The following is a 23,462-nucleotide window of genomic DNA, read 5'->3' on the forward strand; positions in this document are numbered from 1 at the left end:
ATTTCAGCGACCTGCGGCCCCTTGGGGCCCTGACCGATGCGCACCCGCACCGACTGGCCGGGCTGCAGTTCATTGATGCCCTCGCGACGCAGAACTTCCATATGGACGAAGATGTCCTGCTGGCCATCGCCGCGCGACACGAAGCCATAGCCTTTCACGGCATTGAACCATTTGACCTTGGCTTCGAAGAAATCGCCCTGGGCAACCACCGAGGGGAAGCGGGGTGCACCGCCGCGGTCGCCACCGAAACCGCCCCGATCGCCGAAGCCGCCACGGTCACCGAAGCCACCCCGGTCGCCAAAACCGCCACCGCCGAAACGGGGCTGGCGCGGCGCCCGCGGGCCACGGTCGCCGAAACCGCCGCCGGGGCCGCCGGAAGACGGCTGGGCCGTGCTGGTATCGACTGACAGAACACGAACCGCCTGCATGCCCTTGGGCCGTTTGGCCACTTCGAGCAGCAGCGTCGACCCCTCTTCGATGCTTTCGTAACCGGCCTGCCGCAGGCAGGAGAGATGAAGAAATACGTCTCCGGAATTGTCGTCAGGACTGACGAAACCAAAGCCTTTGACCGCGTTGAACCACTTGACCTTGCCGGAAATCTTGACGATCTCGGCGTCGCCGAAGCCCCCTTGATCCACTCTTTTAGTCCTTCATTAGCCCCACTACGCAAATAACCGTAACACCTTTTATGGACGGTGCCAAAACGATTCTAACAAGGCTTGCGGAGGGTTAGGAGCTATTAGACCTAGATCGTAGGGCCTTCCACGCGGCGCTTCGGACGCCAGCGGGTGACCGACCGGCCATCGGCAGTAAAGCGGACTTCCTGGCTGTCCGGCGGCGCGGCACGCAGGTGGCCAGCCGCTTCCTGCACGGAGGCCGTTTTCGCGGCTGGCTGCTGCCCTGGCTGCTGCCCTGGCTGTCCGGGCCGCGCTGGCTGCGCTGTCCGCACCGCCCGGGTCAGCGGATGAGCGGCATCGATGGCGTGTTCGGCGATCTTGGCGCGGACCGCTTCCTCGAACGGCGGCAAGTCCACCGGAGCCGCAATCGGGCGGCGCGCACCGGAGGAGGCCGGATGGGTATTGGTCCGGTTGACCACTGCCTTGGGACTGTTGCGGTGGATGCCGACCGCGATTTCGCTCCCAGGGCCGTTTTCCTGCGCCTTGCGCCAGGCGGGATCGCCGACCACCAGTTTGTGCAGTGCAATCGCCGGCAGCGCGCCGAACCGCTTCCAGAAGCCTTCCAGGAAACCTTCTGCGGTCTCGCTCAGGGACGGCGTCCAGGGATTTTCGATTCCGGCCTGAAAGACCAGATCCAGTGTCGGCTCAATCGGACCATCATCGCCGACCAGAAAGGTGGTCGGCATCAGTTTGGCGCCCTCACGGGCAATCGCGTAATGGGCTTGCGCGAGGTAGAGCAGCCAGCGCAGTTTTGGCAGCGACATGGTAATGCGCTCGGCCGCAGCTTTTTCAAGCAGCCAGAAACTTACATCGATGCCGGAACGCGTCGCGGGGACCATAGCACCCCTACCCTTGCACTGGACCTGAACCTAGTTATGTCGACCCTAGGCGGCTAATCTTAACAGCTCGTGAATCGGTTTTCCCAGTTATTTACTGTTGTGATTTTGGAGGTTTGTCATGGAACTGACCGGCGAACAGCTCATTCCCGCCCCGCGCCAGGCGGTCTGGGATGCCCTCTATGACCCTGAAATCCTGCGCCAGTGCATTGCCGGCTGCGAGAGTATCGCCAAGACCTCGGATACCGACTTCGAGGCGACCGTCCAGGTCAAGGTCGGGCCGGTGAAAGCCCGCTTCAAAGGCAAGGTCTCGCTCGGCGATCTCGACCCGCCCAACAGCTGCACCATCTCAGGCGAGGCCCAGGGCGGCGTCGCCGCCGGCTTCGGCAAGGGCAGCGCCAAGGTGCAGTTGACCGATGCCGATGCAGGGGCAACCCGTCTCGCCTATGCCGTCAACGCCCAGGTCGGCGGCAAGCTGGCCCAGATCGGCGCACGGCTGATCGACGGGGTCGCCGCCAAGATGGCAGAAGATTTCTTTACCAAGTTCAATCAGCTCGTCGCGGTGCCCACAGACAACGCATCGGCAACAGCCGAAGCGGCCAAGGATCTCGCCATGGCAGAGCCGGTCGGCGCATCGGCCACACCGGAGGCACTCCCGAAGTCTGCTGCAGCGCAACCGTCGCCGCCGGTAACCGGCGGGATACCGAGCTGGCTCTGGATCACCGGCCTGATCGTGATCGTATGCGCAGCTACAGTCCTGATCCTGCGAGCCTGAAAATCATCCGCTGAAAAACTATCCACCGTTTTGCAACTTGACGCCCCTTGCGCGATGCGCCCAAAGTTACCGGGTGTGACGCGCGTATGCCCCAACACTCCGCGCTCCATGGGAGGAAAGCATGACGATTTCCGTGACGATCACCGTCAACGGCCAGCAGGAAACTCGTGACGTCGAGCCGCGCACACTGCTTGTGCAGTTTCTGCGCGAGCATCTGCAGCTCACCGGGACTCATGTGGGCTGCGATACCAGCCAGTGCGGCGCCTGCGTCGTCCATATCGACGGCAAGAGCGTGAAGTCCTGTACCATCCTCGCCGCGCAGGCGCAGGGTGCCAAGGTAATCACCATCGAAGGCCTCGCCCAGGACGGCAAGCTGCACCCGATGCAGGAAGCCTTCCGCGAACATCATGCCCTGCAATGCGGCTTCTGCACGCCGGGCATGATTATGAGTGCGGTCGACCTGGCTCAGCGCAATCCTAATCCGAGCGAAGAAACCGTTCGCCACGAGCTGGAAGGCAATCTGTGCCGCTGCACGGGCTATCACAACATCGTCAAGGCCGTGATGGCCGGGGCACAGGCAATGCGGGGGTAATGCATTATGGCAAACCAGGGCATCGGTCAGGCAGTCCGTCGCAAGGAAGATTTTCGCTTCATTACGGGTCAGGGCCATTACACAGATGACATCAACCGCCCTGGTCAGCTTTACGCCGTGTTCCTGCGGTCTCCGCATGCGTTCGCGAAAATCAGGTCGATCAACACCGATGCCGCGCGCAAGATGCCCGGTGTCGTCGCCGTCTACACCGGCAAGGATGTGGCTGCCGACAAGGTCGGCGGGCTGATCTGCGGCTGGACGGTCAAGGACAAGCAGGGCAATCCACACAAGGCACCGCGTCACGACATCATCGCCATCGACCATGTGCGACATGTCGGCGACCAGGTCGCCGTGGTGATCGCGCGCAGCACCAGCGAGGCCCGCGATGCCTGCGAGGCGATCGAGGTCGATTACGACGTGCTGGCACCTGTGACTGACGTTCGCTCCGCGCTCAAGCCCGGTGCACCGCAGGTGCATGCTGATGCGCCTGGCAATCTCTGCTATGACTGGGAGTTCGGCGACAAGGCTTCAACCGATCAGGCCTTTGCCAAGGCTGCCCATGTCACCAAGATCGAGCTGGTGAACAACCGCCTGTCGCCCAATCCGATGGAGCCGCGCAGCGCCATCGGCGAGTATGATTCCGGCACCGACAGCACAACGGTCTACACCACCTCGCAGAATCCGCACGTCATCCGGCTGATCCTCTGCGCTTTCGTCCTGGGCCTGCCCGAACACAAGGTGCGCGTGATCGCTCCCGATGTCGGCGGCGGTTTCGGATCCAAGATTTTCAACTATGCCGAAGAGACCGTCTGCGTCTGGGCGGCGCGCAAGCTGAAGAAGCCGGTGAAATGGACGTCGGATCGCACCGAGGCTTTTCTGACTGATGCCCATGGCCGCGACCATGTCACCCATGCCGAGCTGGCACTCGACAAGGATGGCAAGTTCCTCGGCCTGCGTGTCGCCACCATGGCGAATATGGGCGCCTACCTGTCCACCTTCGCCTCGGCAGTGCCGACCTATCTCTATGCCCTGCTGCTGGCCGGGCAATACACCACGCCGGCGATCTATGCCGAGGTGAAGGCGGTATTTACCAACACCACACCGGTGGATGCCTATCGCGGTGCCGGCCGGCCGGAAGCCACCTATGTGGTGGAGCGTATCGTCGAGGCGGCAGCGCGCGAGCTGAAAATGGATCCGGCTGAAATCCGCCGGCGCAACTTCGTGCCGGTAGATGCCTTCCCGTACCAGACGCCGGTCGCCTGCGTGTATGACTCGGGCCAGTATGCCAAGGCACTGGACGAGGCGATGAAAATGGCCGACTACGCCAACTTCGCCAAACGCAAGGCCGAGTCCGCGCGCAAGGGTAACCTGCGCGGCATCGGCATCTGTGCCTATATCGAAGCCTGCGGCATCGCGCCGTCCGCCGTGGTCGGTTCGCTCGGTGCCGGCGTCGGTCTGTGGGAGTCAGCGCAGATCCGTTTCAATGCCACGGGCAGCGTGTTCGTCTATACCGGCTCGCACAGCCATGGCCAGGGCCACGAAACCACCTTCGCCCAGATCGTCTCCGACAAGCTCGGCGTGCCGATGGAAAACATCGAAGTCGTGCACGGCGACACCGCACTGGTGCCGATGGGCATGGGCACCTACGGCTCGCGCTCGCTGGCGGTCGGCGGCTCGGCCATCATCCGCGCCACCGAGAAAATCATCGACAAGGGCAAGAAGATCGCCGCGCATCTGATGGAGGCGTCGGTCGATGACGTCGCCTACGACAAGGGCATCTTCTCGGTGAAGGGCACCGACAAGCAGGTGCCGATGGCGCAGATCGCCTTCACCGCCTATGTGCCGCACAATTATCCGGCCGATCTCGAACCAGGTCTGGAGGCCAGCGCCTTCTACGACCCGGCCAACTTCACCTTCCCGGCCGGCGTGCACATTGCCGAAGTGGAAATCGACTCCGCGACAGGTGTCACCACCATCGCCAACTGGGTAGCGGTGGACGACTTCGGCAACGTCATCAACCCGATGATCGTCGAAGGCCAGGTGCATGGCGGCATTGCCCAGGGCATCGGCCAGGCCATGCTGGAAGGCGTGGTTTACGACCCGAAAAGCGGTCAGCTGCTCACGGCGTCTTTTAACGATTATTGCATGCCGCGCGCCGACGATTTGCCGTCCTACAAGGTCGGTATGATCGAGACCCCCTGCCCGCATAATCCGCTGGGCGTGAAGGGCTGCGGCGAAGCCGGTGCGATCGCCGCCCCGGCTGCGCTGATGAATGCCATCACCGATGCTCTCGGCACCGAAGACATCAATATGCCGGCGACGCCGCAGAATGTCTGGCGCGTGATCCAGCGCCAGAATCTCGCGGCCGCCGCCGAATAGACTTAGTCAGGAGAAGCCCCATGTATGCGTTCAACTATCACCGTCCTGCCTCGCTCGCCGATGCCGCCAAGCTGCTCGGTGGCGCCAGCGACGGCAAGTTCATTGCCGGTGGCCAGACCCTGCTGCCGACCCTGAAAAATCGCCTCGCCTCGCCATCCGATCTGGTCGATCTCACCGGCATTGCAGAACTGGGCGGCATCAGTGCGTCGGGCGGTGCCGTCAGCATCGGCGCCATCACCAAACATGCCGCAGTGGCAACCTCGGCGGATGTGAAGAAAGCCATCCCGGCGCTGGCCAAGCTGGCCGGCGGCATCGGCGACCCGCAGGTGCGCAATATGGGCACCTGCGGCGGATCGGTGGCAAACAACGACCCGGCAGCCGATTATCCCGCGGCCGTGGTCGGACTGAATGCCACCGTACATACCAACAAGCGCAAGATCGCTGCCGACGCTTTCTTCACCGGCCTGTTTGAAACTGCGCTGGAGGAAGGCGAGATCATCACCAAGATCGAATTCCCGCAGCCCAAGCGCGCCGGCTACGAGAAGTTCCGCAATCCAGCCTCGCGCTATGCCATGGTCGGCGTTTTCGTCGCCGAAACGGCGAATGGCATTCGCGTTGCCGTCACCGGTGCCGGTCCCTGCGTGTTCCGCCATACCGAAATGGAAGCGGCACTGGGCAAGTCCTTCAGCCCCGATGCACTGAAGGGTATCAAGACCGATCCGGCGAAGATGAACAGCGACATCCATGGCAGCGGCGAATACCGCGCCCATCTGGTCGGTGTTGTCGCCAAACGGGCCGTGCAGAACGCGCTCGGCTGAGCCGCAATCGCAGTCGTACAAGACGGCGCGCCCTGCTTGCAGGCGCGCCGTTTTTTCATCGGACCCACCATGACGCAACGCTACGCCGCCACCACCCTCGTCTCCTTCGCCATCGACCTGCTCGTCAGGGCCGGACTGGAGAAGGACAAGGCCCGCGCCACTGCGGCCATCCTGGTCGAGGGCGACCTGATGGGACACAGCACCCATGGTCTGCAGCTGCTTGGCCCGTATCTGGGCGAACTCGAAGCCGGCCGCATGGCCAAAACCGGCGAGCCCACCGTGATCGCCGAACGGCCCGCTGTGCTGACCTGGGATGGTCACTACCTGCCCGGCCCCTGGCTGGTGCTGAAGGCGATCCACGCGGCGATCGACCGCGCCAGGACCTATGGCACCGGCACGGTGGTGATCAATCACGCACATCATATCGCCTGCCTGGCGGCCTATCCGATGCGCGCCATCGAACAGGGCATGGCGCTGCTGATTGCCAGTTCCGACCCGCATAGCGGCTCGGTGGCCCCCTTCGGTGCCATCGCCGGGCGCTACACACCGAACCCGATTGCCGGCGGCTGGCCGACCAAAACCACACCGGTGATATTCGATATCAGCGCGTCGACTACCACCAACGGCATGGTGGCGCGGCTCAACCGTACCGGCGGAAAGCTGGGCGGTCCCTGGCTGGTCGACAATCAGGGCAATGCCACCGACGATCCCGCCAGCTTCCTGACCGATCCGCCCGGCGCCGTGCTGCCGCTCGGCGGCATGGAACTCGGCCACAAGGGTTTCGCGCTCGGCCTGCTGGTCGAGATGCTGACCTCGGGCCTCGCCGGCTCCGGCCGCGCCGTCGGTTCCAAACAGTGGGGCGCCCGTGTCTTTCTGCAGGTGATCGATCCGGCCGCTTTCGGCGGCGTCGACGCTTTCCGGAAAGAGACCGAATGGCTGGCCCAGGCCTGCCGCACCGCGCCGGTCAGGCCGGGCAATCCGCCGGTCCGTATGCCGGGCGAACGCGGCCTGAAACTGCGGGCACAGCAGCAGGCCGACGGCGTGGCACTGCATCCGGAAATCATGCCCGGCCTGCAGCCCTGGGCCGACAAGCTCGGCGTGACTGTGCCGAAGGCACTCTAAAGGATAATCGGCTGGCCGTGCGGCGTGGCGCGGGCGGCACGGTCCCAGGCCGCGGCCTTGTCCTGCAGGGCGGCCGGCGTGGCCGCGCCCTTCTCGACCGTCAGGCGCTCCAGCGCCCTCAGCCAGTGCTGATAGTAGGTCGCGCCGGTATCGGGATCGCCGGCGGCCTGTGCCGCCCTGATCTCGGCACTCAGCACGGCGGCCCATTCCGTCCAGGTGAACAGGCCCTTCTGGTGCAGGCTCACCGCCATGGCAAAGGCCTGCGCCTCCCACGGCGCATGGAAAACCGGCGCCGCCGTTTCATCGCAGGGCAACTCCGGCAGGATATCGCTGAGCGATACGTTCATACCACCGGCTCCAGGTAGCTGTCCCAGGCATCGACCGAGACTGAGAGCGTCGGATCGGCATCCGAGCCCCAGAGCTCTCGGCCTTCGAAGCGCACGGTATAGAGCCACTGCGGCTGTTCGCCCTGCCCTTTGGCATTGCTGTCCGGGAAGACATGCACGCCATGCAGCAGTTCGATGGTGCCGACATGGCCACGCACGTAACGCGGCAGCCTTGTATGCCCGGTCGGATGCATGTTCCTGGCGCGCACGCGATCACCAGTTTTGAAGCGCGCCGGCTGGTCGCCCGGACGTTCGGTCGGGCCGCCCTTGGCCAGAACCGCGGGCACCGCCTCGGCGGTCAGGATGCGCGGCAGTTTTTTCGGTGGCGCCAGCACGCGCCCGGCTTCGACTTCTTCGGCTGAAATCATGCCGCGCTCGATCATCAGTTTCTCGAGGCCGGACAGCCAGATTTCATAATAGCTCTTGGCGAAATATTGCGGCGGCGGCAGGCTTTCACGCGCCGAGCGTGACATGTCGATATTCCACTGGCCGGTAGCGCCGACCGCCAGCGTCATCGCCAGCACGCGCTTTTCCCACGCGGCGTGGAATTTCGGCTCGTTCTCACCCTCATGGCGCACCGGGCCGAAGCCTTGCATGCCGCCCATATCGGCACCACCGTTCATGCCGGCACCCTGGCTATGCCGGTGCCGATCATGCTGTCGCGCGTCACCAGCGTTGCCAGCCGTTCCTCGCTCCAGCCCTCGGTGCCGGCCGGCCGTTCAGGCAGCACGAGGTAGCGTACCTCGGCGGTGGAATCCCAGACCTTGATCTGCTTGCCGTCCGGCAGCGTCACACCGAAATCCTGCAGCACGCCGCGCGGATCCATGACTGCGCGCGAGCGATAGGGTGCCGACTTGTACCAGACCGGCGGCAGGCCCAGCACCGGCCACGGATAGCAGGAGCACAGCGTGCAGACGACCATGTTATGGAGGGTTGGCGTATTCTCCACCGCCACCATATGCTCGCCCTGGCGACCGATGTAGCCGAGCGACTGGATCGCTGCCGTCGCATCCTTCAGCAGCCAGTCGCGATAGGCCGGATCGCTCCAGGCCCTGGCCACCACATGGGCGCCGTTATGCGGCCCCACCTTGGTTTCGTAGGTCTCGATCAGCAGATCGAGCGCCGCCGGATCGACATAACCCTTCTCGACCAGCACGCTTTCCAGTGCGCGAACGCGCAGCTCGACGTCGCTCAGAATTGTGCCGTGATCGTGGTCGTGATGATGATGGTCGTGGTCATGTGCCATGACCAATCCTATCAAGCGGATGGCGGCAATGCCAAGACCGCCAGCAGGCCGGGATTGTTAGCCTCCAATCGCAGCTCGCCGCCATGCAGCCGCGCCACGGCATCCACCAGGCTGAGGCCCAGCCCCACCCCCTCGGCATGCCGGCTGGCATCGCCGCGGTAGAACCTCTGAATGGCCTTGCCCCGCTCAGCCTCCGGAATCCCGGGCCCGCTGTCGGCCACGGTAATGGCGATCCCGCCATCCTCGGCCGGCCCGGCAGTCAGGTGGATGCTGCCACCGGCGGGCGTGTATTTCACCGCGTTGTCCAATAGGTTTCCCACCGCCTGCGCGAGCAGGTGGCGGTCGCCGGTGATCGACAGGCCCGGCGATGCCGCACTGGTCAGAGCAATACCCCGGGCCTCGGCGGCAGGGGCATACAGCTCGACCGCGTCCTCCACCAGCGCTGTCAGGTCGATCCGTGCGAAGCCGGCACGCCGCAAGCCGGTATCCAGCTCGGCCAGTCGCAGCAGGGCGTTGAACACACCGATCAGCCGGTCGATATCGGCGATGGCGCCGGCGATACCGTCCAGTGATGCTTCGGCACCGGCGGGCTGGCGCAGCAGGCCTTCCAGCCGCGCCCGCGTCTCGGCCAGAGGCGTGCGCAGATCATGGGCAATGGCATTGGACACGTTGCGCACGCCTTCGATCAGCTGCTGCATCTGGTCGAGCATGCGGTTGATGGTCGCCACCAGCTGATCGAACTCGTCATCGGTATTGCGCAATGGCACGCGCCGCGCCAGATCGCCCTGCACGATGGCCGTCGCGGTGCGATTGATGCCTTCGATGCGGCGTTCGACCGCACGCCGGATCAGCCAGGCGCCGAACAGGGCAAAAGCCACGGCCGCCAGCCCGGCCCAGGCCAGGCCGCGCAGGAACAGGTTGCGGATTTCGACGCGGTCCTGCACATCGCGGCCGACCAGCAGCTGGTAATTGCCAGGCAGTATCACATGCAGCAGGCGGCTGACATGCAGGCGGTCGCGATGCACCAGCTCGATTTCATACCAGCCCGGCCTGGCACCAACCTTCAGCGGCCAGGCATCGACATTGCCGCCCAGCGGTCGCAGGCGCGGATCGGTCAGCAGGTAAATCGCGCGCTGATCGGCATCGGCGGCAATGCGTTCGTTCATCGTCTGCACGGCACCGGCAAGACCGAAATCGCTCAACCGGTCGCCGATGGCGCGTGTATCGGCGGCGATCACGGCATCGGTCTCGCGATCCAGATAGCCGGCCGTGCTCCACCACAGCAGGCCGGCGAGCAGCAGGGCGGCCACCATGAACAGGCTGGCGAAGACCAGCGCCAGCCGCATCGCCGTCGAGCGCAGCACCCTAGGCATCTTCACTCAGCCGGTAACCGGCGCCGCGCACGGTATGCAGCAGCGGCCGCTCGAAACCCGCATCGATCTTCTGGCGCAGATTGCTGATATGCACGTCGATCACATTGGTCTGAGGGTCGAAATGATAGTCCCAGACATTCTCCAGCAGCATCGTGCGGGTCACCACCTGTCCGGCATGGCGCATCAGGTATTCCAGCAATTTGTATTCACGCGGCTTCAGCGCGATTGCCTTGCCGGCCCGGCTGGCCTTGCGGCTGAGAATATCTAGGCTGAGATCGCCGGCTTTCAGCACGGTATCCTGGCTGGCGGACTGGCCGCGGCGCGCCAGGGCAACCAACCGCGCTTCCAGTTCGCCAAAGGCAAAGGGCTTGGTCAGATAGTCGTCGCCGCCGGCTTTCAGGCCGCGGATACGCTCGTCCACATCGGCCAGCGCACTCAGGATCAGGATCGGTGTCGTATTGCCGGTGCGGCGCAGGGCTTCGATGATCCCGAGACCATCGATACCGCCGGGCAGCATGCGGTCGAGCACCAGAACGTCGTAGGTTTCGCTGCTGGCCAGAAACAGCCCGTCGCGGCCGTTATCGGCGTGATCGACGGCATGCCCTGCTTCCGTCAGCCCCTTGCGGACGAACTGGGCGACCTGCGGATTGTCCTCGACGAGCAGAATTTTCATGGATCGACGGAGAGAGAAAGGCCGGAGCGGATATCCCGCTCCGGCCCATGCTTGAGATACGCCGGGTTCAGGCGAGTTGCAGGGCCAGATAATAGGTCGTGCCATTCCGCATGACCAGCAGGGTAACGGCCTCCTTCTTCTCATGCTGGGCCGCCTTGATCGCATCGACCGCCTGGGACGGGCTGGCCACACTCTTGCCGGCAACGCCAACGATGATATCACCCGGCTGCACGCCGCTCTCCTCGGCTTTGCTGTCGGAGGCGACCTCGGCCACCACCGCACCCTTGGCACTGTTTTCCAGACCGAGACGGTTGCGCAATTCCGGTGTCAGCGGCGCCAGGCTCAGGCCCACCTTGCCTTCTTCGTTCGCCGTATCGTTCAGGGCCGCGGTCTGATCGCTCGGCTGGCTGCCGATGGTGACGCTGATGGTCTTTTCCCGACCGTCGCGCCAGACGCCGAGCTTGGTCGTGTCGCCAGCCTTCAGTCCGGCCACCTGGGTGGCCAGATCGCGCGGATCGCGCACGGCCTGCCCGTTCACCGTAGTGACCACATCGCCCTGTTTCAGGCCGGCCCTGGCCGCCGGTGCATCGGGCATCACTTCGGCCACCAGAACGCCATCGGCAGACTTGCGGCCGACCGCCTTGGCCAGGCCTTCGGTCATCGGCTGCATACTGACGCCGAGCCAGCCGCGTTCGACCTTGCCGCCATCCTTCAGCTGGGCCGCGATGGTGCTGGCCAGGTTCGACGGCACACCGAAGCCGATACCGACGCTGCCGCCACTCGGCGAATAAATCGCCGTCGAGATGCCGATCACGCGGCCGGTGGCATCGAAGATCGGACCGCCGGAATTGCCCGGATTGATCGGCGCGTCGATCTGCAGGAAATTATCGTAAGGCCCGTTATTGAGGTTGCGGCCACGTGCCGACAGGATGCCGGCCGATACGCTGCCGCCCAGGCCGAAAGGATTGCCCACCGCGACCACCCAGTCGCCGATCCGTGCCTTGTCGGAATCGCCGAAGGCGACATAGGGCAGCGGCGCCTTGCTCTCGATCTTCAGCAGCGCCACATCAGTCTTGGGATCGCGCCCCTTCACCACGGCAGGATGCTCGCTGCCGTCATCCAGCGTCACCACCACCTTGGCGGCATCTTCCACCACGTGGTTGTTGGTGACGATATAGCCGCTCGGATCGATGATGAAACCCGAGCCGAGCGCATGCTGCGGGCCACGCTTGCGCTGGCCCTGCTGCTCCATGAACTGCCGGAAAAAATCTTCCAGCGAACCGGACTGCATCTGCTGCTGGCGCTGGCGGGACTCGACCTTCTCGGTGGTGGAGATGTTGACCACCGCCGGCTTCACCTTCTCGACCAGGTCGGCGAAGGACGCGCGCGCGGCAACCGGCGCCGGCTGTTCGGCCGGGGCGACGGTGATCGGCGCGTCGGCAGCGAAAGCGCGGGCGGCAAGATAGCCGCCACCGCCGGACAGGACAGTGGTGGCGAGCAGGACGGCGACGATAGTGCGTTTCAGACGGGAGGCGGTCTTCATGGGGCTGCTCCTTAAGGCAGGGGAAACTCACCCCTGCAACATAGGAAGTCCCGGCTTCGCAGCACCTGAACGCCGCATTAAATCTTCTTAATCCAGGCGACCCGTCTCAGGACACGCGAAGATAGGCCATCATGCCGGTTTCCTGGTGTTCGATGATATGGCAGTGGAACATCCAGTCGCCCGGTTCGCCGGCCACGAAGGCGATGCGGATTCGTTCCTTGGGCCGCACCAGCACGGTATCGGCCCAGTGCGGCGGCAGGTCGCGCTCCGACGATCCCAGCACGCGGAAGGTATGGCCATGCAGATGCATCGGATGCTGGTGCGGCGTGCCGTTGAACAATTCGGCCACATAGCTGCGGCCGGATTTCAGCTCGAACAGCGGCGGCGGCAGCCTGTCATGCGCCATGCCCGGCCAGACCTGCCGGTTCAGCGACCAGAAAACCTTCTGCGTCAGGCAGATTTCATCGGGGCTGACGCCATTCTCCTTCGCCCAGGCCTCCAGCTTCGGATCGGCACTGCCGGAGAGCAGCTGTACATCCAGCCTGGTCGCAGTTTTCAGATCGGGCTGCGGCAGTTCGGCAGCCGGCAGGCGCAAGCTCGCCCTGGTCGACCGCAGTTCCTGTCCCGCCGTCACCAGTTTCGCCAGCGGCCGCGGTTTCGTGCCGAACACATCCTCGATAATGATCTCGGCGCCGGCTTTCGACGGCGCGATGAAAGCGACATCGGCGCGCATGGCGGGACCGAGGCGCCAGCCGTTCAGCGCGAAGGGATCGCAGGCATTGCCATCGGTGGCGATCACCACCGGCTTCGCTGCGCCGCGCAGGCTGAGCATCGGAATGCGGGTCGAATCGACATTCAGGATGCGCAGCCGGACCCGGGCGCCGGGCTGGACGGTCAGCGTCGGCAGCACCGCACCATTCACGGTACGCAGATCGCCGAAACTACCGGCCCGTGCCGCGCCGGCATCGGTGAGGAAATCCTCGAAACTGCCGTCATGCCGGCTGCGCCAGTCCTTCAGCACCAGAACATGCTCGATATCGAACAGGCCCTGGTCGCGCGGATCTTCGACGACCAGCACCCCGGCCAGCCCGCGTCCGAGTGCCTCGACCGTGTTGCAATGCGGATGGAAGAAGAAGGTCCCCGGATCGGGCGGCGCAAACTGGTAGGTAAAGCTTTCACCCGGTTGCACCGGATCCTGCGTGATAAACGGCACGCCGTCCATGGCATGCGGCACCCGCACGCCATGCCAGTGGATGGCGCTGTGTTCCGCCAGCTCATTGCGGAACACGGCCGTGAAGGCTTCATTGCGTCGGATGCGCAGGACGGGCGCAATCTTTTCGTTATACAGCCACAAAGTGGACGGTCCGACATTGCCGGGCAGCGTCTTGGCCACCACGCCGGCGGTGAGCGTGACCGCCTCAGGCGCCGCCAGTACAAGACGCGGTGCCAGCAGCGCGGCGGCGCCCGTCATAAGGGCTTCGCGTCGGGTCAGCAGGGATTTGGTCATGCCGTCATAGTCCATCCTGCTCCGGATGCGGTCAACTCTGCGTGCCGCGACGCGATGGCGCAGCGAAAAGGCTTGTAAGATGTAGCCGGCTTCCGCACGATGGGCCACAACAGGTGGGGGAGGCCAAGGTGGATTGGACTGAGGGATATGTCGACGTCGGCTACACCCATGACTTTTACCGTGAGCTGACCCCTGCCCTCCATCGTTTTGCGCTTCTGTCGCGCGGGATCGACGCCGGCGGCGACCTGGACAAGATCAGGTATTGCGAGCTCGGCTGCGGCCATGGCTTCAGCAGCGTGCTGCTGGCCGCCGCGCACCCCGATGGCGAATTTCACGCCAACGACTTCCTGCCCGGCCATATCGCCTATGCCCGCAAACTGGCCGAAGATACCGGCACCACGAACATCACGCTGTATGACGATGCCTTCGATGCCTTCGGACAGCGTGACCTGCCGGACTTCGACATCATCGCCCTGCACGGCGTCTACACCTGGGTATCGGAAGAAAATCGCCGCCATATCGTCGATTTCATCGCCCGTCGGCTGAAGGTCGGCGGCATCGTCTATATCAGCTACAACTGCCATCCCGGCTGGGCGACGGTCCGTCCGCTGCGCGATCTGATGATCATGTTTTCCGGCAACCCGACCGACCCGGTCCTGCCGCGTATCGACCAGGCGCTGGCCAAGATCCAGCTGCTGTTCGACACCAACAGCATGTATACCCGCCTCAATCCGATGCTGAAAGACCGCTTCGACAGCATCCGCAAGCAGGCGCGATCCTATGTGGCCCACGAATATTTCAATCGCGACTGGACCATCTTCTATCACAGCGACGTGGCGCGCGAGCTGCGCGACGCGAAACTGGATTTCGCCACCACGGTGCAGCTGTTCGATCACCTCGACAATTTCAATCTGACTCCCGAGCAGCAGAAACTGCTGAGTGAAACCGGCAATATCGACCACCGCGAGGTGCTGCGCGACTTCATCATGAACCGGCAGTTCCGCCGCGACCTCTATGCCAAAGGCGGCCTGCCGCTCAGTGCCGACGACCGCAATGCGCGCATTGCCGCCATGCGCTTTGTGCTGACCACCCTGCCGGCCGACATCTCGCGCAATGTCCTGACCACGCTGGGGTCGCTGGGCCTGAATGCCGCGGTGTTCGATCCGGTCATCGCGGCTTTCGCCAAAGGTCCGCGCACCATCGCTGACGTGATGGACGCCGACGAAACCCGCGCCCTGGGCCTGCCCGTCATCCTGGAAGCGGTCATCATCCTGGTTGGCAACAATCATATGCAGCCCTGCCTGCCCGCCGCCGGCGATGCCGCACGCGCCGAACGCACCGCTGTGTTCAACACGGCCATCCTGGAGCGCGCGCTGAACAGCAACGACCTGCTGTTCCTGGCCTCGCCGCTGACCGGCGGCGGCTTCCAGCTCAACCGCTTCGACCAGATGTTCCTGCTGGCGCAGCAGCGCAACCACAAGGATCCGGCTGCCTTCGTCTGCGACCGGCTGATCGCGCGCAATGAAGGCATGGTGCGCGACGGCAAGGCGCTGCGTACGGCGGAGGAGAACCTGGCTTACCTGCGCGAACGCTACGCCGATTTCCAGCGGCGCCTGCCGATCCTGCAACAGCTCGGCATCGCCTGACCGGCGACTACAGAAAAGGAAGTGGCGGAGGGGATGGGATTCGAACCCACGATACACCTTGACAGTGTATAACGGTTTAGCAAACCGCCGCCTTCAGCCACTCGGCCACCCCTCCGCACGCGAGTGGGTTTTGCATTACACGGCGTATGCGGGGCCTCTTCTAAGGGCCCGGGGGTAGCCTGTCAACGCTTAAGCCCTTGCCAGATCAGGCGCCGCGATGCCGCCGGTCCAGTCCAGCAACTCCTCGTAAGTCAACGGAAATACCGCATGCGGATGCCCGGCGGCGGCATGCAGCAGCGGGAAGCGCGCCAGGCTGCCGTCGACGGCAATCGGCAGCTGTTCCAGATGCCCCAGCGGCGCCACGCCGCCGATGGCAAATCCGGTCGCCCGCCGCACCAGATCGGCATCCGCCCGCCCTGGCGTGACGCCCAGGCCCAGCGCCCGGCCCAGTATCTCGACATTGCACTGGCGGTCGCCGGCCACCAGGGCCATCACGGCCTGCTTTTCGCCCTCCTCGGCCGGATAGGAAAACACCAGCGACTTGACGATGGCGCCGACCTCGCAGCCCAGCGCCGCCGCCGCCTCGGCCGCCGTCCGCGCAGCACCGTCCAGCGCGATCACCCGTTCACCCTCGGCGCCGCGCAGCCGCAGCGCCTCGCGCACACGCCTGACCGAGGCATTCTCCAGGATGGCGTCAGCCGACATGCCTCACGGCACCTCGAAGCCGCGCTGCACGCCCGGCCGCGCCATCAGCGCATCGTACCAGCGCTTCGCATTCGGATAGGTCGCCCAGTCGATGCCATGCCACTCCCAGCGCGCCGCCCAGGGCAGCGTGGCGAAATCGGCAATCGAAAGCTCCTTGCCGGCGAGATACTCGTTCTTCGCCAGATGGCCGTCGAGCACCTTGTAGAGCCGCGCCGTCTCGGTGGCGAAGCGGTCGATGGCGTAGGGCACCTTCTCCCTGGCGAAGCGGCTGAAGTGATGCAGCTGGCCCAGCATCGGGCCGAAGCCGCCCATCTGCCACATCAGCCATTGCAGCGCCTGCATGCGGGCCTTGGCATCCGCAGGCAGGAACTTGCCGCTCTTCTCGGCCAGATAGATCAGGATGGCGCCGGACTCGAACACGCTGACCGGTTCCGTGCCGTAGGCGGCCGGCGGCTCGTGATCGACGATCGCCGGAATCTTGTTGTTCGGATTGATCTTGAGAAAGTCCGGGGCGAACTGCTCGTCCTTGGAAATGTTGATCGGGAAGGCCTGATACTTCAGGCCGGTTTCCTCCAGCATGACGGAAATCTTGCGGCCGTTCGGCGTGCCCCAGGTGTAAAGATCGATCACAGGTCAAATCCTTTTCAGAAAATGGAAAGACGAAATGGCGTAACGCTGGCGGAAATAGAAGCGATGCGCCTCGGTGCGATGCGTACCGCTGTCGAGGTCGACGGCCTTGAAGCCTTCTTCTTTCGCCAGCCGCTCCAGCCAGTCGAGCAGGGCCGCGCCATAGCCGCGCGAACGGCCGGTCTCGCTGGTCACCAGATCGTCGACATAGATCACCTTGCCATGCACCAGGCGGTTCTGGCGGCGAAAACCGATGCAGGCGGCCGGCGTGCCGGAGGCATCGGCAGCATAGGCCAGCACATAGCCCTCCTTCTGCTGCAGCCGCACGCGCTCGACCAGTTCGGCGGCATCCTTCAGATGCGGCCGCAGGTCTTTCAGCACACCGAAGCAGGATGCGATCTGCGCATCGGTCTCGGCGATATGGATGTTATTGATCATTCTCTTTCCACCATGAAAACGTCATCCCCTCGAAAGCGGGGATCCAGTTGCAAGTCTGGGTTCCCGCTTTCGCGGGAACGACAATAAAAGTTTTTCACCCCTTCACCACCGCGGCGGTCTGGCCGAACAGCACCTTCTTGGCCTCGTCGGTCATCACCGGGATGCCCTGGTTGATCGCCTTGCCCTTTTCGTAAGCGACCTTGGTGGCGGGGCGGTCCCAGATGCTGTCGAACCAGCGCTTCAGATGCGGGAAATCCTCCAGCTTCTGGCCCTGACGCTCATGCGGCACGATCCAGGGATAGCTCATCATGTCGGCGATCGTGTAATCGTCGCCGCAGATGAAGGCGCGGCCTTCGAGCCGCTTGTTCAGCACGCCATACAGCCGGTTGGTCTCGTTGACATAGCGGTTGATCGCATACTCGATCTTCTCGGGCGCATACTGGCTGAAATGATGGTTCTGGCCGCACATCGGGCCGAGGCCGCCCATCTGCCACATCACCCATTCGGTGCAGGCGACCCGGCCGCGCAGGTCCTGCGGGATGAACTTTTTATACTTGTCGGCGAGGTAGAGCAGGATGGCGCCGGACTCGAATATGCTGATCGGCGCCCCCCCATCGGCAGGGTCGCTGTCGACAATCGCCGGCATGCGGTTGTTCGGGCTGATCTTCAGGAAGTCGGGCTTGAACTGCTCGCCCTTGCCGATGGCCACCGGCCTGATCGTATAGGGAATGCCGGCTTCTTCGAGAAACAGGGTGATCTTGTGGCCGTTCGGGGTGGGCCAGTAGTACAGGTCGATCATCGGGGCTGACTCCGCTCTTGCAGGGCGACAGGATGGGACAGGAAAACCGGCGCGGCAAGCCGCGGCGGCCCCTGCTGAACTAACGCGAAGCCAAAGCGGAACAAGCAGTTACCCACAGGTAGGTGGGGTCTGTGGATGCAGCATGCCGGGCCGGATCGCAGCCGGTTCGATCCCGTTCGCTGCCGGTTCGATCCCATTGGATGCCAATTCGATCCCGTTCGATCCGGCTGGATCCGGTTCGATCCCGTTTGATCCGGTTGAATCCCGCGGCTGCGCCGGGGTGGCGGCGCGTGGCCGGCGCCCGTGTTTCGGCCCGGGCACGGCCGCGACGGCTTCCAGCCAGTCGGCCAGCGTCGTCGCCTCGGCCGGCGCCTGCCCCAGCCGCAGCTTCTCGGCCAGCCAGTGCAGCGTCCTGGTATCCAGCTGACCGGTCCGCTGCCGCATCTGCAGCACGGTGTGGATATTCAGGTTGCGGAACTGCAGATCGGCCTGCAGCCGCAGACGTTCGGCGACAAGGTCGATGCGGGCGCGAAATTTGCGGCTGCGTCGCAGGTTGCGCCAGATGCGCTCCGGTTCGCAGTCGCACAGCGAGGCCGTGGTCACGACGCTGTGACCGCGGGCCAGCTGTTCCGCCGCATTGGCCCAGTTGACCCGCTGTCCCGGTCGCCGGTTGGTGATGCGGGGATAGTCCTGCACCCCCAGTTCTTCCAGCTCGAGCGGCGTATAACGCCGGCGCGGCGCGTCGGCCGGCGACGGCTCACCAGGGTCTTTCGCGGCGATCTGATCATCCTTGAACGGGTCGTATCCGGCCTTCGGCATGGCGCTCTCCATTTCTGGCAGGGAAACGCCCTTCAGATATGTTCCTGTATTGTTCTTTTCAAGGGCACGGAGAGTTACCGTTAAGGTTAATCAGCACTCGGATTAATACACAGGGACTTCTCCGAATCAGGATTCGGTTGCAGAAATATGTTTACTGCCCGTTAACCCTATGTCAGAAATCGGCGCTAAAGCGCGGCTAAAGCCGCGGGGGAAGCAAGGCGTGTCATGCCTTGGGGGCCAGAATGACGTCGATCAACACCAATGTGGGTGCGATGACGGCCATGTCGGCGCTGCGCGCGACCGACACACGGATCAACACAACCTCGAAACAACTGGAAACCGGTTTCAAGGTTGCCGATTCCTTTGACGACGCGTCCGTCTTCGCCGTCGCGCAGGGCATCCGCAGCAATTTCAAGGCGCATGTCGCCGTGCAGTCATCGCTGCAGCAGGGCCTGGGCCTGATCGACGTGTCGCTCGCCGCGCTCAACGGCCTGATGCAGCTTTCGGAAAACCTGCGCGCGACCCTGATCAAGGCATCCGACGGCTCGCTGCTCGCGACCCAGCGCGACATCTACAAAAGCGATGCACTGGCGCTCTACGAGCAGATCGCCGATATCATCAACCAGGGCAGCTACAACGGCCGCAACCAGTTGCTGACCAGTTCGACGACCGTGCAGTTCGTCGCGGATGTTGCCGGGCGGACCGTCACCGTGCCGACCTACAGTATCGAGCCCGCCTATGCCAATCTCGGTACCGGCATCAACGCCATCACGGATTCGACCACGGCCACCGCGGCCTATGGCCTGATCGACCCGCTGACCACGACGGCCAGCGCCTCGATTGCCGAATTCGCCACCACACGCCGGCAGATCACCCTGCAGATGTCGTTCAACGATTCCGTCATGGATGCAATGAAGATCGGTCTCGGTGCCCTGGTGGACAGCGACATCTCCGGCAACGATGCGCTGCTGGCCTCGCTGGCGGTACAGAAACAGCTGACGGTCAGCGCCCTCAGCATCTCGAACAACCGGCAGGCCACGCTGGTCGCGCTCTACGCCAATCCGGAGAACAGCTAGGCGGCTGTCGGACGCGCCAGCACCCGCGCCGCCGGCAGGCGCACCAGCACCGTCGTCCCCTTGCCCACCACACTGTGCAGATCGAGCCGGCCGTCATGCAGCTCGACCAGCTGCCGCGTCAGCGTCAGGCCGAGGCCGGTGCCCTGCTGACTGCGGTTGCGTTCGTTATCGATCTGCGCGAAAGGCTGCAGGGCGCGCTGACGCTCGGCATCCGACATGCCGATCCCGGTATCGGAGACGCTGAGCCGCAGGTCGCCGTCAGGTTCGAAACCTGCCGAAACCCGTACCTGGCCGCCGGCCGGCGTGTATTTGATCGCGTTGCTGAGCAGATTGAGCAGAATCTGCCGGATACGGCGCTCGTCGACAAACAGCCGGAGGCCAGGTTGCATATCGGCCTGCAGGACCAGCCCTGCCCGCTCGGCCTGCAGGGTCACCATATGGACAGCGAATTGCACGGCTTCCGACAGATCGATGCCATCTTCATGCATCTCGAACTCGCCGGCTTCGATTTTCGCATGATCGAGAATGTCGTTGATCAGTTGCAGCAGATGCTCGCCGCTGTCCCTGATATCCTGCACATAGCCGTCGTAACGGGTATTGCCGAGCGGACCGAACAGGCCGCGCGCCATCAGTTCGGAAAAACCGATGATGGCATTCAGCGGCGTACGCAGTTCGTGGCTCATGCCGGACAGGAAATTCGATTTGGCGCGGCTGGCGATTTCGGCCGCTTCCTTGGCGCGCGCCAGCTGCAGTTCGACCAGCTTGCGCGCACTGATGTCGCGTGTGCTGGCCATGATCTCGCGCAGCTTGCCGGTATCCGGATCCAGAATGGTGCGAAAGGCGATTTCCAGCCAGACATAATGCCCGTTGCGGTGCCGGCCGCGATAGATCACCGTGCTGCGCGGCGTGCCATTTTGCAATGCGGTCAGGGTCTGCTGCAGCACGACCAGATCGTCAGGGTGCACGATATCCTGCAGGTTGCTCCGCAACAGCTCGTCGGGTTCATATCCCAGCACGTCGCGACTGGCCGGCGAGACATATACCCGCCGGCCTTCGGGACTCAGCCGCACGATCACGTCGGTCGCGGTTTCGGCAATCATGGCGTATTGCCGGCCGGCTTCAGCTGCAGCGCTATCGGCCTGGATGCGACGGCGCAGCAGGACCACGGACAGGCCGCCAAGCAGAATGATGACGCAGGACGCCGCCACTGCAACGCCGATATCAATCTGCGCTGAACCGCGCCAGCCTGCCAGCACATCGGCTTCGGCGCGGCTGACCGTCATGATCAGCGGAAAATCCTCCAGCGTGCGCCAGGCGGCAAGACGCATGATGCCGTCGTAAACCGAAGGGCCATGAAAACGGCCGGATGGCTCGCGCCGGGTCGCTTCGAAGAAGGCCTGCGAACGATCCGACAGCAGGTACTCTGCCACGAAGGGCCGGCGCACCAGCAGCCGCGCATCGTCGCGATACAGGGCCACATGGCCCAGCGCGCCGATTTTCAGCGTGTCGTAAAAGGCCTGGAAATATTCGGCGCTGATGGAGGCCAGCGCGATGCCGGCGAAACCGCCATCGGCATCGTTGATGCGCCGGGTCAGCAGGATGGTCCATTTGCCGGTCAGGCGGCTGAGCAGCGGCGTGTTGATGCGCAGGCGCTCGTCGGTATTGTCGCGGTGATAGATGAAGTATTCGCGATCGGCATTGCTGTGCGTCGGCAGCTGCGGCAGCGATGAAACGCGCCAGTATCCCTGATCGCCCAGGATGCCGAGCTCGCGAATGACCCGCGAGGCCCTGACGTGATCGACCAGAATCCTGTGCAGGCGCTGCACCGCTGCCGGGCCGGAACCATCGGACTGCACATGCTCGATGGCATCCTGCAGGATCAGCCCGGGTTCGGCGAAGGTCCGCCCGGCATGCTGGCTGAGCACCTGCACCAGGTCTTCGGCCTCGGAGAAACCACGCTCCAGGGCGGCGGCGCGCGACTGCCAGGCGTGCCAGGTGACGAAACCGATCGGGATTAAACAGGCCAGCAGGGCAAACAGCACGATCAGCGCCGTCAACGATCGCCAGATCGCGCGCTGCGGCAAATCCAGCCTGCTCTCATATGCCCCCATGCCCAACTGTGGGATGAGTTTGTCCTCCTGTCATCTGCTGTTTTCCGATTTCTGCCGCAGGCCTACCCAGAAGGGCGTGTCCAGACGTTAGTGCAATTGCGGATATGAGCCTGCCTGCGCTGGGAAGACAGTGTCAGCATATGGCAGCAGTGATTCAGCGCTGGATTGCTCCCCGGCATTGCTCCTTATACGTTGCCGACGCAACCTCAGGGGATCGCCATGCCTCCGATTCATCTTTATTCCGGCCCGCTCAGCATGTTCGGCGCCAAGACCCAGATCGCCGCGCTGGAAAAGCAGCTCGATGTCGCGCTTACCATGGTACCCTTCAAGATGCAGACGCTGTATGAGCCGAAGCATGCGGAGGTGCTGCGCATCAACCCGAAGCGCCAGGTGCCGGTGCTGGTCCATGGCGATGTGGAGCTTTTCGATTCCACGCAGATCTTCGAATATTTCGAAGACCTGCAGCCCGAGCCGCCGCTCTGGCCGGCCGATATCGCCGCCCGCGCCCGCGCCCGCCTGCTGGAACTGAAATCCGATGAAGTCTATTTCCCGCATATCATCCGGCTGATGGGCCTGCAGGACAAAGCCGGCGATCCCGCCGCCGTGGCCGCGCGGGCCGGCGCCGCAGCCTTCTATGCCGAGCTCGAAACACTGTTCGGCGACGGCCGGCCCTGGCTGGCTGGCGCAGATTTCAGCTATGCCGATATCGCGTTTTACATGGCGCAGATTTTCGGCGACCGCATGGGCGCGCCGATCCCGGCGGCGCATGCCCGCCTGATGACATGGCGCGGACGAACGGGCGAGCGCCGCAGCGTGCGCCAGGTGGCCGGCGCGATGGCGCGCTATCTGCTGAGCCAGAACCGGCGCGTGCCGGATTTCATGCAGGCGCTGCTGAACTGAGCTTCAGTTGCCGTCGATCACCGCGCGCAGCTTGCGCTCGGCCGCCGCCGTGACCGGATCGACGCCTTTCAGCATCAGGCTGAGTGTCACCCGCGGCACGCCGACCTGGGTGGCGAGCGAGTCGAGCGTCAGGCCGCGCGCCGCGCACCAGCGCAGCACCTCAAGATCGGTGGCCTTCGGGAAATAGCGGGCATTCCCGTGAACGACGGTGTCGGGAAGAATCATTGTCTGCTCGGGAGGCGAATCCGTTTACGGAGCAATCAGTATAGAGGATATCGTTGCGGAAAAGGCAATCGGCTGACGCAACGGAAACCCCCGGAATACAACCAAAAATCCTGTTGCCTGTCTCCGCATACTGAGCAAGGCTGGGAGCATAACGAGCCGAACCGGAGGAAGCCGAACCATGACCACGCG

24 protein-coding genes and 1 tRNA gene are annotated in these 23,462 nt (G+C 63.9%); 8 read left to right on the forward strand and 17 right to left on the reverse strand.

All coding sequences use genetic code 11. From position 1 onward, the window contains the following. Positions 1-638, reverse strand: a 638-nt coding sequence (locus OJJ21_RS00005) for a cold-shock protein (protein WP_297682079.1), incomplete at its 3' end; no start/stop codon positions are given. Between the two features lie 107 nt (positions 639-745). After that, complete coding sequence (locus OJJ21_RS00010) at positions 746-1,516, reverse strand: hypothetical protein (RefSeq protein WP_297682081.1); 771 nt, start codon at positions 1,514-1,516, stop codon at positions 746-748. 118 nt (positions 1,517-1,634) lie between these two features. Between OJJ21_RS00010 and OJJ21_RS00015 the strand changes: the two genes are divergently transcribed. The 5 genes from OJJ21_RS00015 (at position 1,635) to OJJ21_RS00035 (ending at position 7,199) form a co-directional block, all read left to right on the forward strand. Further along, complete coding sequence (locus OJJ21_RS00015; protein WP_297682083.1) at positions 1,635-2,288, forward strand: carbon monoxide dehydrogenase subunit G; 654 nt, start codon at positions 1,635-1,637, stop codon at positions 2,286-2,288. A 121-nt stretch (positions 2,289-2,409) separates the two neighbouring features. After that, the gene (locus tag OJJ21_RS00020; RefSeq protein ID WP_297682085.1) at positions 2,410-2,880 is read left to right on the forward strand and encodes a (2Fe-2S)-binding protein; all 471 of its coding nucleotides are present in this window, start codon (positions 2,410-2,412) and stop codon (positions 2,878-2,880) included. Positions 2,881-2,886: 6 nt separating this feature from the next. Beyond that, the gene (locus tag OJJ21_RS00025; protein ID WP_297682087.1) at positions 2,887-5,259 is read left to right on the forward strand and encodes a xanthine dehydrogenase family protein molybdopterin-binding subunit; all 2,373 of its coding nucleotides are present in this window, start codon (positions 2,887-2,889) and stop codon (positions 5,257-5,259) included. A 20-nt stretch (positions 5,260-5,279) separates the two neighbouring features. After that, positions 5,280-6,077 (forward strand): xanthine dehydrogenase family protein subunit M, encoded by a 798-nt coding sequence (locus OJJ21_RS00030; RefSeq protein ID WP_297682090.1) that lies wholly within the window; start codon positions 5,280-5,282, stop codon positions 6,075-6,077. 69 nt (positions 6,078-6,146) lie between these two features. After that, a complete protein-coding gene (locus tag OJJ21_RS00035) occupies positions 6,147-7,199 on the forward strand; it encodes an Ldh family oxidoreductase (protein ID WP_297682092.1) in 1,053 nt (350 codons plus the stop codon). On the opposite strand, the gene OJJ21_RS00040 is transcribed toward OJJ21_RS00035, so the two are convergent. The 7 genes from OJJ21_RS00040 to OJJ21_RS00070 all read right to left on the reverse strand — a co-directional run bounded on the left by OJJ21_RS00040 (position 7,196) and on the right by OJJ21_RS00070 (position 13,927). Continuing rightward, on the reverse strand, positions 7,196-7,546 hold the full coding sequence (locus OJJ21_RS00040) for a nitrile hydratase accessory protein (protein ID WP_297682094.1): 351 nt from the start codon (positions 7,544-7,546) through the stop codon (positions 7,196-7,198). The genes OJJ21_RS00035 and OJJ21_RS00040 overlap by 4 nt on opposite strands. Beyond that, a complete protein-coding gene (gene nthB / locus OJJ21_RS00045; RefSeq protein ID WP_297682096.1) occupies positions 7,543-8,208 on the reverse strand; it encodes a nitrile hydratase subunit beta in 666 nt (221 codons plus the stop codon). The genes OJJ21_RS00040 and nthB overlap by 4 nt, the downstream gene beginning before the upstream one ends. Further along, a complete protein-coding gene (gene nthA / locus OJJ21_RS00050; RefSeq protein WP_297682098.1) occupies positions 8,205-8,831 on the reverse strand; it encodes a nitrile hydratase subunit alpha in 627 nt (208 codons plus the stop codon). Before nthA ends, nthB begins: the two co-directional genes overlap by 4 nt. 11 nt (positions 8,832-8,842) lie before the next feature. Continuing rightward, positions 8,843-10,204 (reverse strand): HAMP domain-containing sensor histidine kinase, encoded by a 1,362-nt coding sequence (locus tag OJJ21_RS00055; protein WP_297682100.1) that lies wholly within the window; start codon positions 10,202-10,204, stop codon positions 8,843-8,845. Beyond that, the gene (locus OJJ21_RS00060; RefSeq protein WP_297682102.1) at positions 10,197-10,877 is read right to left on the reverse strand and encodes a response regulator transcription factor; all 681 of its coding nucleotides are present in this window, start codon (positions 10,875-10,877) and stop codon (positions 10,197-10,199) included. Before OJJ21_RS00060 ends, OJJ21_RS00055 begins: the two co-directional genes overlap by 8 nt. A gap of 67 nt (positions 10,878-10,944) precedes the next feature. Further along, on the reverse strand, positions 10,945-12,420 hold the full coding sequence (locus tag OJJ21_RS00065) for a DegQ family serine endoprotease (protein WP_297682104.1): 1,476 nt from the start codon (positions 12,418-12,420) through the stop codon (positions 10,945-10,947). A gap of 106 nt (positions 12,421-12,526) precedes the next feature. Continuing rightward, positions 12,527-13,927, reverse strand: a complete 1,401-nt coding sequence (locus tag OJJ21_RS00070) for a multicopper oxidase family protein (protein WP_297682106.1) — start codon at positions 13,925-13,927, stop codon at positions 12,527-12,529. Between the two features lie 128 nt (positions 13,928-14,055). On the opposite strand from OJJ21_RS00070, the gene OJJ21_RS00075 reads away from it, so the two are divergent. Beyond that, positions 14,056-15,573: a class I SAM-dependent methyltransferase gene (locus OJJ21_RS00075; RefSeq protein ID WP_297682108.1), complete on the forward strand. Its 1,518-nt coding sequence runs from the start codon at positions 14,056-14,058 to the stop codon at positions 15,571-15,573. A 22-nt stretch (positions 15,574-15,595) separates the two neighbouring features. Here the strand turns inward: OJJ21_RS00075 and OJJ21_RS00080 are convergent. The 6 genes from OJJ21_RS00080 to OJJ21_RS00105 all read right to left on the reverse strand — a co-directional run bounded on the left by OJJ21_RS00080 (position 15,596) and on the right by OJJ21_RS00105 (position 18,961). Next, positions 15,596-15,688: transfer RNA gene (locus OJJ21_RS00080), tRNA-Ser, on the reverse strand. 74 nt (positions 15,689-15,762) lie between these two features. Beyond that, complete coding sequence (locus OJJ21_RS00085; protein ID WP_297682110.1) at positions 15,763-16,278, reverse strand: YbaK/EbsC family protein; 516 nt, start codon at positions 16,276-16,278, stop codon at positions 15,763-15,765. 3 nt (positions 16,279-16,281) lie between these two features. After that, positions 16,282-16,908: a glutathione binding-like protein gene (locus tag OJJ21_RS00090; RefSeq protein WP_297682112.1), complete on the reverse strand. Its 627-nt coding sequence runs from the start codon at positions 16,906-16,908 to the stop codon at positions 16,282-16,284. 3 nt (positions 16,909-16,911) lie between these two features. Beyond that, positions 16,912-17,343, reverse strand: coding sequence for a GNAT family N-acetyltransferase (locus OJJ21_RS00095; protein ID WP_297682114.1), 432 nt, complete (start codon positions 17,341-17,343; stop codon positions 16,912-16,914). A 94-nt stretch (positions 17,344-17,437) separates the two neighbouring features. Beyond that, the gene (locus OJJ21_RS00100; protein ID WP_297682116.1) at positions 17,438-18,142 is read right to left on the reverse strand and encodes a glutathione binding-like protein; all 705 of its coding nucleotides are present in this window, start codon (positions 18,140-18,142) and stop codon (positions 17,438-17,440) included. Positions 18,143-18,250: 108 nt separating this feature from the next. Next, positions 18,251-18,961: a hypothetical protein gene (locus OJJ21_RS00105; RefSeq protein WP_297682118.1), complete on the reverse strand. Its 711-nt coding sequence runs from the start codon at positions 18,959-18,961 to the stop codon at positions 18,251-18,253. Positions 18,962-19,203: 242 nt separating this feature from the next. On the opposite strand from OJJ21_RS00105, the gene OJJ21_RS00110 reads away from it, so the two are divergent. Further along, positions 19,204-20,037, forward strand: a complete 834-nt coding sequence (locus tag OJJ21_RS00110; protein WP_297682120.1) for a hypothetical protein — start codon at positions 19,204-19,206, stop codon at positions 20,035-20,037. On the opposite strand, the gene OJJ21_RS00115 is transcribed toward OJJ21_RS00110, so the two are convergent. Continuing rightward, positions 20,034-22,121, reverse strand: a complete 2,088-nt coding sequence (locus OJJ21_RS00115; RefSeq protein ID WP_297682122.1) for an ATP-binding protein — start codon at positions 22,119-22,121, stop codon at positions 20,034-20,036. The genes OJJ21_RS00110 and OJJ21_RS00115 overlap by 4 nt on opposite strands. A 246-nt stretch (positions 22,122-22,367) precedes the next feature. Here OJJ21_RS00115 and OJJ21_RS00120 point away from each other — a divergent pair, with 246 nt between their 5' ends. Continuing rightward, positions 22,368-23,048, forward strand: a complete 681-nt coding sequence (locus OJJ21_RS00120) for a glutathione S-transferase family protein (RefSeq protein WP_297682124.1) — start codon at positions 22,368-22,370, stop codon at positions 23,046-23,048. A 3-nt stretch (positions 23,049-23,051) separates the two neighbouring features. On the opposite strand, the gene OJJ21_RS00125 is transcribed toward OJJ21_RS00120, so the two are convergent. Beyond that, on the reverse strand, positions 23,052-23,273 hold the full coding sequence (locus OJJ21_RS00125) for a hypothetical protein (protein WP_297682126.1): 222 nt from the start codon (positions 23,271-23,273) through the stop codon (positions 23,052-23,054). Positions 23,274-23,462 lie beyond the last annotated feature (189 nt).

The sequence above is a fragment of the Ferrovibrio sp. genome (assembly GCF_025869515.1).
Taxonomy (GTDB): Bacteria; Pseudomonadota; Alphaproteobacteria; order Ferrovibrionales; family Ferrovibrionaceae; genus Ferrovibrio.

Coding starts and splice junctions, on each gene's coding strand:
- OJJ21_RS00010 (WP_297682081.1), bottom strand. CDS start 1,516: ATGGTCCCCGCGACGCGTTCCGGCATCGATGTAAGTTTCTGGCTGCTT.
- OJJ21_RS00030 (WP_297682090.1), top strand. CDS start 5,280: ATGTATGCGTTCAACTATCACCGTCCTGCCTCGCTCGCCGATGCCGCC.
- OJJ21_RS00105 (WP_297682118.1), bottom strand. CDS start 18,961: ATGCCGAAGGCCGGATACGACCCGTTCAAGGATGATCAGATCGCCGCG.
- nthB (WP_297682096.1), bottom strand. CDS start 8,208: ATGAACGGTGGTGCCGATATGGGCGGCATGCAAGGCTTCGGCCCGGTG.
- OJJ21_RS00085 (WP_297682110.1), bottom strand. CDS start 16,278: ATGTCGGCTGACGCCATCCTGGAGAATGCCTCGGTCAGGCGTGTGCGC.
- OJJ21_RS00015 (WP_297682083.1), top strand. CDS start 1,635: ATGGAACTGACCGGCGAACAGCTCATTCCCGCCCCGCGCCAGGCGGTC.
- OJJ21_RS00040 (WP_297682094.1), bottom strand. CDS start 7,546: ATGAACGTATCGCTCAGCGATATCCTGCCGGAGTTGCCCTGCGATGAA.
- OJJ21_RS00055 (WP_297682100.1), bottom strand. CDS start 10,204: ATGCCTAGGGTGCTGCGCTCGACGGCGATGCGGCTGGCGCTGGTCTTC.
- OJJ21_RS00020 (WP_297682085.1), top strand. CDS start 2,410: ATGACGATTTCCGTGACGATCACCGTCAACGGCCAGCAGGAAACTCGT.
- OJJ21_RS00095 (WP_297682114.1), bottom strand. CDS start 17,343: ATGATCAATAACATCCATATCGCCGAGACCGATGCGCAGATCGCATCC.
- OJJ21_RS00100 (WP_297682116.1), bottom strand. CDS start 18,142: ATGATCGACCTGTACTACTGGCCCACCCCGAACGGCCACAAGATCACC.
- OJJ21_RS00065 (WP_297682104.1), bottom strand. CDS start 12,420: ATGAAGACCGCCTCCCGTCTGAAACGCACTATCGTCGCCGTCCTGCTC.
- OJJ21_RS00125 (WP_297682126.1), bottom strand. CDS start 23,273: ATGATTCTTCCCGACACCGTCGTTCACGGGAATGCCCGCTATTTCCCG.
- nthA (WP_297682098.1), bottom strand. CDS start 8,831: ATGGCACATGACCACGACCATCATCATCACGACCACGATCACGGCACA.
- OJJ21_RS00110 (WP_297682120.1), top strand. CDS start 19,204: ATGACGTCGATCAACACCAATGTGGGTGCGATGACGGCCATGTCGGCG.
- OJJ21_RS00035 (WP_297682092.1), top strand. CDS start 6,147: ATGACGCAACGCTACGCCGCCACCACCCTCGTCTCCTTCGCCATCGAC.
- OJJ21_RS00025 (WP_297682087.1), top strand. CDS start 2,887: ATGGCAAACCAGGGCATCGGTCAGGCAGTCCGTCGCAAGGAAGATTTT.
- OJJ21_RS00070 (WP_297682106.1), bottom strand. CDS start 13,927: ATGACCAAATCCCTGCTGACCCGACGCGAAGCCCTTATGACGGGCGCC.
- OJJ21_RS00060 (WP_297682102.1), bottom strand. CDS start 10,877: ATGAAAATTCTGCTCGTCGAGGACAATCCGCAGGTCGCCCAGTTCGTC.
- OJJ21_RS00120 (WP_297682124.1), top strand. CDS start 22,368: ATGCCTCCGATTCATCTTTATTCCGGCCCGCTCAGCATGTTCGGCGCC.